Annotated in this window: 16 protein-coding genes; 12 read left to right on the forward strand and 4 right to left on the reverse strand. The window is 70.3% G+C overall.

The features are described 5' to 3' along the window. Window positions 1–29: 29 nt before the first annotated feature. Window positions 30–1,007, reverse strand: coding sequence for a DUF1775 domain-containing protein (locus MFF55_RS00080; protein WP_238241818.1), 978 nt, complete (start codon window positions 1,005–1,007; stop codon window positions 30–32). A gap of 44 nt (window positions 1,008–1,051) precedes the next feature. Beyond that, entirely contained in the window at window positions 1,052–1,426 is a 375-nt protein-coding gene (locus MFF55_RS00085; protein ID WP_238241819.1) for a hypothetical protein, read from the reverse strand. A gap of 254 nt (window positions 1,427–1,680) precedes the next feature. Between MFF55_RS00085 and MFF55_RS00090 the strand changes: the two genes are divergently transcribed. From MFF55_RS00090 to thiL, 8 genes are all read left to right on the forward strand, one after another. Further along, complete coding sequence (locus tag MFF55_RS00090) at window positions 1,681–2,979, forward strand: L,D-transpeptidase family protein (RefSeq protein WP_238241821.1); 1,299 nt, start codon at window positions 1,681–1,683, stop codon at window positions 2,977–2,979. Window positions 2,980–3,265: 286 nt separating this feature from the next. Further along, window positions 3,266–4,570, forward strand: a complete 1,305-nt coding sequence (gene glyA / locus MFF55_RS00095; RefSeq protein ID WP_238241827.1) for a serine hydroxymethyltransferase — start codon at window positions 3,266–3,268, stop codon at window positions 4,568–4,570. A 113-nt stretch (window positions 4,571–4,683) separates the two neighbouring features. Continuing rightward, window positions 4,684–5,214: a transcriptional regulator NrdR gene (nrdR, locus tag MFF55_RS00100; protein ID WP_238241833.1), complete on the forward strand. Its 531-nt coding sequence runs from the start codon at window positions 4,684–4,686 to the stop codon at window positions 5,212–5,214. Further along, window positions 5,211–6,326, forward strand: a complete 1,116-nt coding sequence (gene ribD / locus MFF55_RS00105; protein WP_238241836.1) for a bifunctional diaminohydroxyphosphoribosylaminopyrimidine deaminase/5-amino-6-(5-phosphoribosylamino)uracil reductase RibD — start codon at window positions 5,211–5,213, stop codon at window positions 6,324–6,326. Before nrdR ends, ribD begins: the two co-directional genes overlap by 4 nt. Further along, window positions 6,327–6,968, forward strand: coding sequence for a riboflavin synthase (locus MFF55_RS00110; protein WP_238241839.1), 642 nt, complete (start codon window positions 6,327–6,329; stop codon window positions 6,966–6,968). It begins immediately after the preceding gene. Window positions 6,969–7,141: 173 nt separating this feature from the next. Next, entirely contained in the window at window positions 7,142–7,651 is a 510-nt protein-coding gene (gene ribH / locus MFF55_RS00115; RefSeq protein ID WP_238241847.1) for a 6,7-dimethyl-8-ribityllumazine synthase, read from the forward strand. Window positions 7,652–7,659: 8 nt separating this feature from the next. After that, the gene (gene nusB, locus MFF55_RS00120; protein WP_238241853.1) at window positions 7,660–8,139 is read left to right on the forward strand and encodes a transcription antitermination factor NusB; all 480 of its coding nucleotides are present in this window, start codon (window positions 7,660–7,662) and stop codon (window positions 8,137–8,139) included. Further along, window positions 8,136–9,134 (forward strand): thiamine-phosphate kinase, encoded by a 999-nt coding sequence (gene thiL / locus MFF55_RS00125; RefSeq protein ID WP_238241859.1) that lies wholly within the window; start codon window positions 8,136–8,138, stop codon window positions 9,132–9,134. The genes nusB and thiL overlap by 4 nt, the downstream gene beginning before the upstream one ends. Before the next feature lie 126 nt (window positions 9,135–9,260). Here thiL and MFF55_RS00130 read toward each other — a convergent pair whose 3' ends face one another. Continuing rightward, the gene (locus tag MFF55_RS00130; protein ID WP_238241861.1) at window positions 9,261–9,671 is read right to left on the reverse strand and encodes a DUF1036 domain-containing protein; all 411 of its coding nucleotides are present in this window, start codon (window positions 9,669–9,671) and stop codon (window positions 9,261–9,263) included. A gap of 58 nt (window positions 9,672–9,729) precedes the next feature. Then, the gene (locus tag MFF55_RS00135; protein WP_238241864.1) at window positions 9,730–11,034 is read right to left on the reverse strand and encodes a glycerate kinase type-2 family protein; all 1,305 of its coding nucleotides are present in this window, start codon (window positions 11,032–11,034) and stop codon (window positions 9,730–9,732) included. A gap of 187 nt (window positions 11,035–11,221) precedes the next feature. Here MFF55_RS00135 and MFF55_RS00140 point away from each other — a divergent pair, with 187 nt between their 5' ends. From MFF55_RS00140 to MFF55_RS00155, 4 genes are all read left to right on the forward strand, one after another. Further along, window positions 11,222–11,986, forward strand: coding sequence for an N-formylglutamate amidohydrolase (locus MFF55_RS00140; RefSeq protein WP_238241866.1), 765 nt, complete (start codon window positions 11,222–11,224; stop codon window positions 11,984–11,986). Between the two features lie 50 nt (window positions 11,987–12,036). Next, window positions 12,037–12,342 carry a DUF1244 domain-containing protein gene (locus MFF55_RS00145; protein WP_238241869.1) on the forward strand — a complete coding sequence of 102 codons (306 nt, stop codon included), beginning with the start codon at window positions 12,037–12,039 and terminating at the stop codon, window positions 12,340–12,342. 68 nt (window positions 12,343–12,410) lie between these two features. Beyond that, on the forward strand, window positions 12,411–12,677 hold the full coding sequence (locus tag MFF55_RS00150) for a DUF2312 domain-containing protein (protein ID WP_238241872.1): 267 nt from the start codon (window positions 12,411–12,413) through the stop codon (window positions 12,675–12,677). A 104-nt stretch (window positions 12,678–12,781) separates the two neighbouring features. After that, a complete protein-coding gene (locus MFF55_RS00155) occupies window positions 12,782–12,922 on the forward strand; it encodes a hypothetical protein (RefSeq protein WP_238241873.1) in 141 nt (46 codons plus the stop codon). Window positions 12,923–12,989: the final 67 nt, after the last annotated feature.

The raw sequence follows: 12,989 nt of genomic DNA on the forward strand, positions 1-12,989 counted from the left end.
CGACCGGTCCCGATCGACCGGAGGCGCGTTCAGTGGTGGTGGTGCCCGCCGGCCGGTGCCGGGGCGGCCGACGACTTCGCGTCCGGGCCGCTGGCGCCGATCGGCGCGACGGTGAAGATCACCGGCACGGTTCCAGCGCGCTCGAAGGTGAGGGTGCCCTGCACCGTCTCTCCGGCCTTGGGCGTAGCGCCCTTCAGATCCTCGAACATGAGGTGGTAGCCGCCGGGCTTCAGCTCGACCGTTTCACCCGGCTTCACGACGAGGCCGCCCTCGACGGTCGCCATCCGCATGACGCCGCCATCCATCGACATCGAGTGGATCGACACGCTGCCTGCGAAGGGGACCGAGCCGCCGGTCAGGCGGTCGGCCTGAGTACCGGAATTCACGATCCGCACGTAACCGCCGGCGACCTTGGCGCCGCCGGGCGTCGCCCGCATCCAAGGCGTCTCGGCCCTGACGTCGGCGGCCTTGGCAGCGGGGCTCGGAGCCGGGCCGGCCACGATCGTCACGCCGGGCGCCGGCGACTTCAGCTTGGCCGCCCCCGCCGTCGGGATATCCGTCCAGCGGTGATTGCCGCTCGTGCAATCCTGCTCGACGGGGAAGTAGACGGTGCTGCCCGGCGCGAAGGCGTCGGTGATCCGCGCGAGGAAGGTGAACTCGTCGACCTGATCGTCGGCGAGGCTGCCGCCGCTCCAGGTGATGCGCTTCACGCCCTCGCTGACGTCGCCGTGGAAGTAGGGATAGGCGCGGGCATAGGGCCCCCGCTCGGCGGCGACCTGCCAACCCGCCTTCGGCATCGGCTTGGCGCCGATCACACCCTCGGGGATCGTGACGCTGACGCGGGTCGTCGGCTCGCCCTTGCAGCCGTGATGGATCTGCACGACACCGCGGTAGCTCGCGTTCGGGCTCGCCTGCCCCCGCTCGAGGGTGGCGTGCGAGAGGGCGGCGGTGGCTGACAGGGTGAGGAAGAGGGCGGCGAAGAGCTCGGCCCGGGGAATCGGATTCATGGATCAGGGTCCGCATGTCTGAAGGGATCGGAGAGGCGATCGGTTCAGATTGCGGGCGGACCTCTGGGATGGGCGATCGATCGCGGCGGCGACCGAGCGGGATGGGCGGCTTCGACTCCCCAGGCGAACTGGAGGACGGGGCGGGAGGGCCAGGCGAGGGCCGACGCAGCGGATGCGGGCGCCTCGGCCTGCACCGCCCATGACGGTGCGATGCAGCACTGGGCGTGGTCGGCATGATGCGGCGTGCCCGGCGCCTCGCCCTCGGCCAGCCCAGCCTCTGGTGCGCAGATTACGCCGGGATGGGCCATCGCCGCCGCCGGCAGCATTGTACCGAGAAAGGCCTGCAGCATGAATGCGTAGAGCGCGACCACCGCAGTGATCGCGCGCAGGACGCTTCGCGAGGGGCCGATCCGAGCCATTCCAGGGCGATAGCCGATTCGCGGGGTCCCGACCATTAGGGCCCCAAGCGGCATCGGCGCGCTGTTGCGCCCACGCCGCAGGTGCGCGCGGGCACATCATCGCCCGAGGGGCGCCACATTGTGGCCCGGAGGGCATGAGTTCTTAACCGTAGCCCGACAATTTCGCGGCCGAAGCGATCGGGGATGCTCCGCTAGGAACGCGGAGTACCCAGGTCTCGCATGCCGCACCACAAGAGCAGGTCAGAGTCCCGTCGATGCTGAACCAGGCCGTCTCCACCCGCACGCTCGCTCTCGCGCTCCTCGCCACGGTCGCCGCCTCAGGGCCTGCCGCGGCGCGCGATGCCGGCTTCGCCCAGGCCGAATGGGCGCAGGACTACGCTGCCCCCGCGCAGATGCAGGTTCAGCGCTCCTCAACGCCGATCCTCTCGCCCCAGACGACGGCGGCCACCGAGCAGATGGTCGAGCGCTACCGCGACATCGTTGCCCGGGGCGGCTGGCGGCCGGTCTCCGGTGCCGACCGGCTGCGCGTCGGCTCGAAGGGGCCGGCGGTCGCGGCGCTCCGCGCCCGCCTCGCGGTGACCGGCGACATCGACGCCAATTCCGGCAACTCGGGCGTCTACGATTCCTACGTCGCGGCCGCGGTGAAGCGCTTCCAGGCGCGGCACGGCCTCAGCCAGACCGGCGCGATGAGCATGACGACCCAGCAGGCCATGAACGTGGCGGCCGACGTGCGCCTGAAGCAGCTCGAGATCAACGCGGTGCGCCTGCGCTCCTACTCGGGCAACCTCGGCAACCGCTTCGTCATCACCAACATTCCCGCCGCGCTGGTCCAGACGGTGGAGAACGGGCAGGTCGTGACGCTCCACGCCGCGGGCGTCGGCAAGATCGACCGCCAGTCGCCGATCATGAACGCCAAGGCGGTGGAGATCAATTTCAACCCGACCTGGACGGTCCCGGCTTCCATCGTGAAGAAGGACCTGATCCCGAAGATGCAGAAGGATCCGAACTACCTCACGGACAACAAGATCCGCATCCTCTCAGGAAGCGGCGAGATCTCGCCCAAGCAGATCAACTGGTTCTCGGACGAGGGCACCCGCTACACCTACCGCCAGGATTCCGGCGCCGACTTCAACTCGATGGGCATCGTGCGCATCAACATCCCGAACCCCCACGGTGTGTTCATGCACGACACCAACACGAAGGGCGTGTTCGGCGACGATTTCCGCTTCATCTCGTCGGGCTGCGTGCGGGTGCAGAACGTGCGCGAGTACATCACCTGGCTGCTCAAGGAGACGCCCGGCTGGGGCCGCGAGCAGGTCGAGCAGGCCATCGAGAGCGGCAAGCGCATCGACGCCCGGATGACGAGCCCGGTGCCGGTCTACTGGACCTACATCACCGCTTGGTCGACCCCGGACGGCCTCGTGCAGTTCCGCGACGACATCTACAAGCGCGACGGCGTCAACGTGCCCTCGACGCTGATGGAGCCGACCCCGGTGGCGAGCGCCGACACGATGTCGCAACGGACTTTCGAGCCGGGAGACGAGGAAAACTAAGGTCCACGGGCGATAAAACCCTAACGGCCTAGCGGTCCTGGAGCCTGCGTCTTTCCGAGACGCAGGCTTTTCTTGTCGGGATCGAACTGCGACTTCAGGACACGGGCAGGCGCAACTCTCGAAACCACCGCGGCGCAGAGCGATCAAATTTTTTGTTCGCCGCCAGAAAAAATCGCTGTGCTTGGCCTCGCGCTGGCCCCCGTGTAGTAATTCGGCCTTCGAACACCCGTCCGTGCACGCCGACGGATAACGGGTGCGTCTGCTCGTACAACAATCGAGGGCTTCCATGAGCGCCGGTACCGCTGCCGACAAGCACTTCTCCAACACGTTCTTCGCGGCTTCTCTTGCCGATGCCGATCCCGAGATCGCCGCCGCGGTCAGCCAGGAGCTCGGCCGGCAGCAGCACGAGATCGAGCTGATCGCCTCGGAGAACATCGTCTCCCGGGCGGTGCTCGAGGCTCAGGGCTCGGTGCTCACCAACAAGTACGCCGAAGGCTATCCGGGCCGGCGCTATTATGGCGGCTGCCAGTTCGTCGACATCGCCGAGAACCTCGCCATCGAGCGCGCCAAGCGCCTGTTCGATTGCGGTTTCGCCAACGTGCAGCCGAATTCCGGCTCTCAGGCGAACCAGGGCGTGTTCCTCGCCCTCATGCAGCCGGGCGACACCTTCCTCGGCCTCGATCTCGCCGCCGGCGGCCACCTCACCCACGGCGCCCCGCCGAACATCTCGGGCAAGTGGTTCAAGCCCGTCTCCTACACCGTGCGCCGGGATGACCAGCGCATCGACATGGAGCAGGTCGAGGCGCTCGCCCACGAGCACAAGCCCAAGGTGATCATCGCGGGCGGCTCGGGCTATCCGCGCCATTGGGACTTCGCGAAGTTCCGCGAGATCGCCGACGCGGTCGGCGCCTACTTCTTCGTCGACATGGCCCACTTCGCCGGCCTCGTCGCGGCGGGCGTGCATCCCTCGCCCTTCCCGCACGCCCATGTCGCCACCACGACGACCCACAAGACCCTGCGCGGTCCTCGCGGTGGCCTGATCCTCACCAACGACGAGGCGCTTGCCAAGAAGTTCAACTCCGCGATCTTCCCTGGCCTCCAGGGCGGCCCGCTCATGCATGTCATCGCCGGCAAGGCGGTGGCCTTCGGCGAGGCCCTGAAGCCCGAGTTCAAGATCTACGCCCGCCAGGTCGTCGAGAACGCGCGTGCGCTCGCCGACACCCTGATCTCGGGTGGCTACGACATCACCTCGGGCGGCACCGACAACCACCTGATGCTGGTCGACCTGCAGCGGAAGGGCCTCACCGGCAAGGCGGCCGAGGCCGCGCTGTCGCGGGCCGACATCACCTGCAACAAGAACGGCGTGCCCTTCGACACGCAGAAGCCGACCATCACCTCGGGCATCCGCCTGGGCACCCCTGCCGGAACGTCGCGCGGCTTCGGCGTCGCAGAGTTCAAGCAGATCGGCGGCCTCATCATCGAGGTGCTCGACGGCCTCGTCGCCAAGGGCGAGGGTGGCGATGCCGAGGTGGAGGCGCGGGTGAAGGAGAAGGTCCACGCCCTGACGGACCGCTTCCCGATCTACGGCTGATCCCCATCCGGTCGGGCTGCGCCCGTCCGGCCCCGACGACACCCATTCGACGGCCGCGGATCATCGATCCGTGGCCGTTCGTGTTTCCTGATGGCCAGAGGCGAGTCGACCCGATGCGGTGTCCCTATTGCGGCGGTCCCGACACCCAGGTGAAGGATTCGCGCCCGAGCGAGGATTCCGCGGCGATCCGGCGGCGGCGCGTCTGCCCCGATTGTGGGGGACGCTTCACCACCTTCGAGCGCGTCCAGCTGCGCGAGCTCGTCGTCGTGAAACGGTCGGGCAAGCGCGTGCCCTTCGATCGCGACAAGCTCGAGCGCTCTATCGACGTGGCGGTCCGCAAGCGCCCCGTCGATCCCGAGCGGATCGAGCGGCTGGTGAGCGGCATCACGCGCCAGCTCGAGAGCAGCGGCGAGGGCGAGGTCGCGAGCGAGGCGATCGGCGAGCTGGTCATGGAGGGCCTTAAGGGCCTCGACGATGTCGCCTATGTCCGCTTCGCGTCCGTCTACAAGAACTTCCGCGAGGCCAGCGACTTCAAGGCCCTGCTCGGCACCCTCGGCGGTGGGCAGGAGTTGCCGCCGGACGAAGCCGCGTCCGACACGGTGACGCCGATCCGCGGCAAGCGTGCGGCCCGGCCGCGCCAATGAGCGAGGCCGATCACCGCGCCATGCGCCTCGCGCTGGCCCTCGGGCGGCGCAACCTCGGACGAGCCCGGCCGAACCCCTCCGTCGGGGCTGTCGTCGTCGCCGGAGAGCCGGGGAGCGAGCGCATCGTCGGGCAGGGCGTCACCGCCCCGGGTGGGCGACCGCACGCCGAGCCCGAGGCACTCGCCATGGCAGGCGGGGCGGCGCGGGGCGCGACCCTCTACGTCACCCTCGAGCCCTGCTCGCATCACGGCCAGACCCCGCCCTGCACCGATGCGATCATCAGGGCCGGGATCGCCCGGGTCGTGACCGCCCTGGAGGACCCGGACCCGCGCGTCTCCGGTCGGGGGCATCGACGCTTGGCGGAGGCCGGCATCCGGCTGACCACCGGCATCCTGCGCGCTGAGGCCGCCCGCGACCATATCGGCCACGTCACCGGCACCCTTCACGGCCGGCCGAGCCTGCACCTGAAGCTCGCCCGCACCCAGGACGGCTTCGCGGCCGGATCGCCCCACCAGCGCCTGCAGATCACCGGTCCCATCGCCAACGGCGCCGTCCATCTCTGGCGGGCCCATGCCGACGCGATCATGGTCGGGATCGACACGGCCCGCGCCGACGATCCCGCGCTCACCGTGCGTCTGCCCGGCCTCTCCGAGCGTTCGCCGTTGCGCGTCGTGCTCGATTCCAAGCTCCGCCTGCAGCCCTCGGCCCACCTCGTGCGCGGCGCGCGCGACATCCCGACTCTGGTGATGACGACCCGCAGCGCGCCGGTCCACACCAAGAGAATGCTCGCCTCCTTCGGCGTCGAGGTCATCACGGTCGAGGCCGATCCCGCCGGCCGCGTCGACCTTCGCGCTGCCCTCGAAGCCCTGGCGGAACGGGGCCTGACGCGGATCTGCAGCGAGGGCGGTCCCAGGCTCGCCGATGCGCTGGCGCAGGCCGACCTCGTCGACGTGCTCACCCTCATCACCGGCTCGACCTCCTTGGGCGAGGGCGGCGGCCTGCCTGCGGTCGGGCCGCACCTTGGCGGACGCATCGCGAGCGGCCATCTGACGGCGATCGAGACCCGCGATCTCGGCCCCGATCGCGCCGTCACCTACGAGCGGAGCGCCTAGATGTTCACCGGTCTCGTCACCGATGTCGGGCGCGTCGTCGCGGTCGGCGGCGGCCCGCAGCTGAAGCGCATCGCGATCCGCTCCGGCTACGATCCCGCCGGCATCGCGCTCGGCGCCTCCATCGCCTGCTCGGGGCCTTGCCTCACCGCCGTCGCGGTCGAGCCGGCGGAGGGGGGCTGCGTCTTCTCCGTCGACGCGGCGGCCGAGACCCTGGCCCGCACCACGGTGGGCGATTGGATCGAAGGCCGGCGTATCAACCTCGAACGCTCCCTGAAGATCGGCGACGAGCTCGGCGGCCATCTCGTCACCGGGCACGTCGACGGGCTCGCCGAGATCGTGGCGCGCGAAGCCGTGACCGGCGGAAGCGGCGATCCGCAATGGGCCCCGAGCGACCGCTTCGTCCTGCGGGCGCCCCCGGGCCTCTCGCGCTTCATCGCGGAGAAGGGCTCGATCTGCCTCGACGGCACCTCGCTGACGGTCAACTTCGTGGATGGCGACCTGTTCTCGGTGCTGCTCATCCCGCACACCCTGGCGGTCACGACCTGGGGCGAACGCCGCGCTGGCGACCGGTTGAACCTGGAGGTCGACCTCATCGCGCGCTACGCGGCCCGGCTCAGCGAGAGCCGCGTCAGCGGCGCTTGATCCGGCTCCGCCCTTCGGTCTAGTGCTCGTGGCCCGGAGCGGCGGCGACTGCCGTACGGGCGCCGACAACGAGCCGGCGAACCCGGCGGGCCCCGGGTGGCGACCTCAAGCACAAGGCGCGGTCTCTCGCAAGAGGGATCTCCCACGCGACGATTTCCTCGACGATAGGCGCCATGTCCGGACGAAGCACGACCTCTCACACCACGAACTATGCCGCCCTGCGCGGCGCGCGCGTGCTCGTGGTGGAAGCGCGCTACTACGACACGATCGCCGACGAGCTGCTCGCCGGCGCTCGGGCCGTTCTGGACAGGGTCGGCGCCGAGGCGACAATCGTCACCGTGCCCGGCGCGCTTGAGATCCCCACCGCTATCGCCATTCTCGTCGAGACGGCGGCGCGCGCCGGCCAGTCCTACGACGCCGCGTTGGCGCTCGGCTGCGTCATCCGTGGCGAGACCGGACATTACGACATCGTGGCCGGCGAGAGCGCGCGAGCCCTGATGGACCTTTCGATCGCCCTGCGGCTTCCCTTGGGCAATGGCATCCTGACCGTCGAAACCGAGGCGCAGGCGCTCGCCCGCGCCCGCACCACCGAGGGAGACAAGGGCGGCGGCGCGGTGGAGGCCGCGCTCACGGTGCTGGCGCTGAAGCGGGCGGCCTCGGCCGCGCCGGTCGGAGAGGATTAAGCCCGGACATGGCGAAGGCGAACGAGCGGAGCGGGGCCCGGCTCTCGGTGGTCCAGGCCCTCTACGAGATGGAGATTTCGGACAAGGGCGTGATCGAGGCGCTGGCCGAGTTCGAGGCGCATTGGATCGGCCGCGAGGTCGAGGGCATCGACCATCCTCCCGCCGAGGTCGCGTTCTTCCGCGACCTGCTCCGGGGCGTCGTCGAGGAACAGCGCGCCATCGATCCTCAGCTCGACAAGGCGCTGGTCCAGGGCTGGCCCTTGAAGCGGATCGAGGCGGTGCTGCGCGCCATCCTGCGGGCGGGCGCCTACGAACTGATGTTCCGGCCCGACGTGCCGGCGCGGGTCGCGATCTCCGAATATGTCGACGTCGCGCGCAGCTTCTACGGCGGCGACGAGCCCGGCCTCATCAACGGGGTCCTCGACAAGGTGGCCCGCGGCGTGAGGCCCGCCGAGTTCGACGGCCTTCCGGCCTCGATCCGGGGGTGAGCGCACCCGCGCCGCGTGCCTCCGAGGAGGCGCTGATCGCGCGCTACTTCGCGCCGCTGGCTGGCCCGGGCGGTCTGGCCCTCGCCGACGACGCGGCGCAGCTGAGCCCGAGCCCCGGGCACGACCTCGTTCTGACCGCCGATGCCATCGTCGCGGGCGTCCATTACCTCGCCGATGATCCTCCGGCCTCGATCGCGCGCAAGGCGCTCGGCGTGAACCTCTCCGACCTCGCGGCCAAGGGTGCGACGCCGCGCGGGTTTCTTCTCACGCTCGCTCTGCAGGATGACTGGACCGAAGCCTGGCTTGCCGAGTTCGCGCGAGGCCTCGGCCAGGCGAGCACGGCCCTCGGTTGCCCGCTCCTCGGCGGCGACACCGTGCGGGCGGCGGGCGCCACCCTCGTCGGCGTCACGGCTCTGGGCGAGGTGCCAGCGGGTGGCATGGTCCCCCGGATGGCGGCGCAGGTCGGCGACCGGATCTGTGTCAGCGGCACGATCGGCGACGGCGCGCTGGGCCTGCGGGTGCTGCAGGGCGTAGACACCTGGACGGCGCGCCTCAATGAAGAGGCACGTGCCCACCTCATCGACCGCTACCGCCATCCCCGGCCTCGCCTCGCCCTTGCGCCGATCCTGCGCCGCCACGCCCGGGCGGCGATGGACGTGTCCGACGGGCTCGCCGGCGACCTGGCCAAGATGCTCAGGGGCGGAGGGCGCGGCGCGTGGGTCTCCGTCCCAATCCTACCTTTGTCCGAGGCGGCCCACGCCGCCCTGCGGGAGGCACCCGGCCTGATCGACACGATCCTCACGGGCGGCGACGATTACGAAATTCTCTGCGCGGTGCCGCCGGACCGGGTCGATGATGCCCTCGCCGAGGCAGGGGCGGCGGGGGTGTCCCTGAGCGCCATCGGCGTGGTCACCGCGGACGGCGACGCGCCGGCTTTCACGATGAGCGACGGGACCGAGCGGCGTTTCGCGGCGGGCTCGTTCAGCCACTTCTGAGAGGCAAACCTCCTCGCCGTCACGCTGCCACGCCGCAGGCTTCCTGCCCGGATGAGCTGGCGCGGTCCGTGGACCGTGGCGCGTCAAACCTGAGCGCGCATGGGCGACAGAGCCGCCCGCTTCGCATCAGGGTCCGTTGCCCGTCGGGCGACTCGGATCGGTGAGCTGGATCGTCCAGCTCTTCTGCTCGCCGGTATCGACCTCGTAGAAGCCGTTGCGGTCGAAGCCGCGGGCGAGGCAATCCTCGACGCCGCGGATCGTGAACTCGTTGTCCTTGGTGCACATCATCGAGCGGCCGCTCCACTCGCCACCGCGCGTGTAGTCCACCGCGAAGACGTAGTAGAACCGCGCCGACAGCGCGCCCTTCAGCAGGGTCTCGCAGCCCTTGGGCGTGATCTCCCACCATCCTTCCGTGACCCAGCCCTGGGTGTCGCGGTAGCCCAGCGCGATGCCGACCTTGCTGCTCGTTTGATTGCACATCCGCAGGTCGGCCCGGGCGGGCACGGCGGCGAGCAGGAGCAGGGCTAGCCCCGCCATCGCCACCCTCAACCCTCCCCCCTCAGAACGGGGAGGGGACAGCGCCCGCCGCGGCGTCTCAACCGACAAGGATGATGCGGCAATCGTTGACATTGGTGCGCGTGGGGCCTGGCTGGACGAGATCGCCGATCGTCGCGAAGAACTTCGTCGAATCGTTGTCCGCGAGCATCCCGGCCGCATCGAGCCCCGCCTCCCGGGCGCGGGCGAGCGTCGTCGGGTCGACGAGGCCGCCGGCCGGGTCCGTCGCCTCGCCGCGGCCGCCATCGGTGCCGTCGGTGTCGGCCGCGATGCCGAGGATGCCGGGATGGCCGTCCAGCGCGATGGCGAGCGCCAGCGCGTATTCCTGGTTCGGACCCCCATTTCCCTCGCCGCGGATGGTCACGGTGAGCTCGCCTCCGGAGATGATCGCAACCTTCCGGCCCGCCTCCAGCATCTCACGTGCGATGCGGGCATGATCGGCCGCGACCTCGCGCGCCTCGCCCTCGACATCGGGCCCGAGCATCACCGGCTCGTAGCCGGCGCCTCGGGCTGCCGCCGCCGCGGCCTCGAGCGCGTCGATCGGCCGGGCGATGATGCGGTACTCGGCCCGGGCGAAAGCAGGATCGCCCGCCTTTGGCGTCTCGTTGGCAGGATCGTTCAGGAGGGCCCGGGCGCTCTCGGGCAGGAGAACGCCGCGACGCTCGCAGATGGCGCGGGCCTCGGCCAGCGTCGAGGGATCCGGCACGGTCGGCCCGGAGGCGATGACGGCGGGATCGTCGCGGGGCACGTCGGAGATCGCCAGCGTCAGGATGGAGCGGGCGTTGCGCGCCATCATCGCGAGGCGGCCGCCCTTGATCCGCGAGAGGTGCTTGCGCACGGCGTTGATCTCGTCGATGGGCGCGCCGGAGCGCAGCAGCGCCTTGGTGATCGCCTGCTTCTCGGTCAGCGTCAGGTCGCCGGCCGGCGCGATCCAGTTGGCTGAGCCGCCCCCGGAGAGGAGCACGAGCACGTCGTCCTCCGGGCCGGCCTCGCCCGCGATGCGCAGGGCCTCGATGGTGGCGTCGATGCCGGCCTGGTCGGGCACGGGATGGCCGGCCTCGACCATGCGGATCAGGGGCGCCTCCTCGCCGTAGCCGTGGCGGGCCACCGCGAGGCCGGTGATGCGGTCGGCGCCGAGCCCGTGCTGCTCGCGGTAGAAGCGGCTCGCCACCGCGGCCATGGAGCCGCCGGCCTTGCCCGCCCCGAGAATGATGAGGCGGCCGGGCCCCGGAGCGGGCAGGTGCGGCACCAGGCAACGCGTGGGGTGGGCCGCGGCGATCGCCTCGTCGAGGAAGCCGAGGAGCAGGGTGCGGGCATTCGCGAGGGCGGGGGAGGGCGCGGTCATACGGGGTCCGTCTGAAATCTTGGACGATCGCGCCGGGCTGACAGCCCATTGTTGCTGCGGCGGCGCGATCCGCGATACGTGCTGTGCCCGAGCCCCGCCGCGCGGGCAAGCGCGAGCTTCGCCAGGCCGGCATGCAAGCGGCCGGCCGCTTGCATGCCGTCCCTGGAACCGGAGTGTCCCCCAGCCCATGCTCGTCCCGAGCACCGACAAGCCGCTGCAGCCCGTCGAACGCATCGAGGGCGATCCCGCCCGCGGCATCCTCCTGCTCTGCGACCACGCCTCGAACCACGTGCCGGAGGATCTCGGGCGTCTCGGCGTGCCGGACCCGGAATTCGCCCGGCACATCGCCTACGACATCGGCGCGGCCGGCGTGACCCGGCGCCTCGCGGCGCTGCTCGAGGCGCCCGCCATCCTGACCACCTTCTCGCGCCTCATCATTGATCCGAACCGAGGCCGCGACGACCCGACACTGGTGATGCGCCTCTCCGACGGCGCCGTGGTGCCGGGCAATGCGCGGATCGGCCCGGACGGTGTCGCCGAGCGCATCCGCCGCTTCTACGACCCCTACGATTGGGCGATCGACGCCGCCGTCGAGGCCGCCTACGAGGCCGGCGCGCCGCCCGCCATCGTGACGATCCACAGCTTCACGCCTTACTGGCGCGGCGTCCCGCGGCCCTGGCAGGTCGGCATCCTCTACGACCGGGACGACCGGATGAGCGTGCCTCTAGTCGCGGGCCTTCGCGCCGACCCGGCCGGCTTCACGGTGGGGGACAACGAGCCCTATGGCGGCGGACTGCCCGGCGACACGGTCGACCGGCACGCGCGGGTCCGCGGCCTGCCCAACGCCCTCGTCGAGATCCGGCAGGACCTCATCGCGGCCGAGGCGGGTCAGGCCGAGTGGGCGGAGCGATTCGCCAAGCTGCTGCGGCCGCTGATCCGACGGGCGGCTTGACGCGGACCGATCGGACGACGACCTCTCGGCTCCAACCTGAGGAGCGGATCATGACCGAGATCGACGAGACCACGCGCACGGAACTCGAGGCCGCCGTCTTCCGCCGCCTCGTGTCGCACCTGCGCGGGCGCACCGACGTGCAGAACATCGATCTGATGAACATGGCCGGCTTCTGCCGGAACTGCCTCTCGAACTGGCTGAAGGACGCCGCCGACGCCAAGGGCATCCCGCTGAGCAAGGACGCCAGCCGCGAGCACGTCTACGGCATGCCCTACGAGGCGTGGAAGCGGCTGCACCAGGCCGAGGCGAACCCGGAGCAGCAGGCTGCCTTCGCCAAGGCGCAGCCGCACTCATGATCCGGTAAGCTTGAGCGATTACGAAGCCGCTCGCGACGCGAACCAACAGATCAGGGACACCGCAAGACATGGCCGCCTCCGCCGCACCCGCCGTCGACCCCTCCTCGGTCGCCGCCGATCAACTCAAGAGCTTCATCGAGCGCATCGAGCGCCTGGAAGAGGAGAAGGCGGGCCTCGCCTCCGACATCAAGGACGTCTACGCCGAAGCAAAGGGCACCGGCTTCGACATCAAGGCGCTGCGCAAGATCGTGTCGCTGCGCAAGAAGGACCATGCCGAGCGCCAGGAGGAAGAGGCGATCCTGGAACTCTACATGCAGGCGCTCGGGATGGCGTAGCGCGCTGGTCCGACCGCTCGCCCCTGGGGCGAAGCACCTCGGATGGGGAAGGAACGGAACCCTGTGTCCGGCATTCCCGCTCCGGAATTCGTTTGGGGGCCATCATGACCGAGGCGAAGGGTAAGGGCAGTCCGACCGCCCAGAAGGCGAACGCCAAGGCCAGCAAGGAGGGCAAGGACAACCCGCGCCAGTCCTCCTCCGCCCAGGCCGAGCTCGGCAAGAAGGGCGGGAAGACCAAGAAGTAGCGGGTCGATCGGGCGTTTCGCCTGAACGACCTTCTCTTTCGGGGAGGACGGGGCGCCGGGCGGCACC

The organism is Methylobacterium iners, assembly GCF_022179305.1.
Classification (GTDB): domain Bacteria; phylum Pseudomonadota; class Alphaproteobacteria; order Rhizobiales; family Beijerinckiaceae; genus Methylobacterium; species Methylobacterium iners.

Coding starts and splice junctions, on each gene's coding strand:
- MFF55_RS00080 (WP_238241818.1), bottom strand. CDS start 1,007: ATGAATCCGATTCCCCGGGCCGAGCTCTTCGCCGCCCTCTTCCTCACC.
- MFF55_RS00085 (WP_238241819.1), bottom strand. CDS start 1,426: ATGGCTCGGATCGGCCCCTCGCGAAGCGTCCTGCGCGCGATCACTGCG.
- MFF55_RS00090 (WP_238241821.1), top strand. CDS start 1,681: ATGCTGAACCAGGCCGTCTCCACCCGCACGCTCGCTCTCGCGCTCCTC.
- glyA (WP_238241827.1), top strand. CDS start 3,266: ATGAGCGCCGGTACCGCTGCCGACAAGCACTTCTCCAACACGTTCTTC.
- nrdR (WP_238241833.1), top strand. CDS start 4,684: ATGCGGTGTCCCTATTGCGGCGGTCCCGACACCCAGGTGAAGGATTCG.
- ribD (WP_238241836.1), top strand. CDS start 5,211: ATGAGCGAGGCCGATCACCGCGCCATGCGCCTCGCGCTGGCCCTCGGG.
- MFF55_RS00110 (WP_238241839.1), top strand. CDS start 6,327: ATGTTCACCGGTCTCGTCACCGATGTCGGGCGCGTCGTCGCGGTCGGC.
- ribH (WP_238241847.1), top strand. CDS start 7,142: ATGTCCGGACGAAGCACGACCTCTCACACCACGAACTATGCCGCCCTG.
- nusB (WP_238241853.1), top strand. CDS start 7,660: ATGGCGAAGGCGAACGAGCGGAGCGGGGCCCGGCTCTCGGTGGTCCAG.
- MFF55_RS00130 (WP_238241861.1), bottom strand. CDS start 9,671: ATGGCGGGGCTAGCCCTGCTCCTGCTCGCCGCCGTGCCCGCCCGGGCC.
- MFF55_RS00135 (WP_238241864.1), bottom strand. CDS start 11,034: ATGACCGCGCCCTCCCCCGCCCTCGCGAATGCCCGCACCCTGCTCCTC.
- MFF55_RS00140 (WP_238241866.1), top strand. CDS start 11,222: ATGCTCGTCCCGAGCACCGACAAGCCGCTGCAGCCCGTCGAACGCATC.
- MFF55_RS00145 (WP_238241869.1), top strand. CDS start 12,037: ATGACCGAGATCGACGAGACCACGCGCACGGAACTCGAGGCCGCCGTC.
- MFF55_RS00150 (WP_238241872.1), top strand. CDS start 12,411: ATGGCCGCCTCCGCCGCACCCGCCGTCGACCCCTCCTCGGTCGCCGCC.
- MFF55_RS00155 (WP_238241873.1), top strand. CDS start 12,782: ATGACCGAGGCGAAGGGTAAGGGCAGTCCGACCGCCCAGAAGGCGAAC.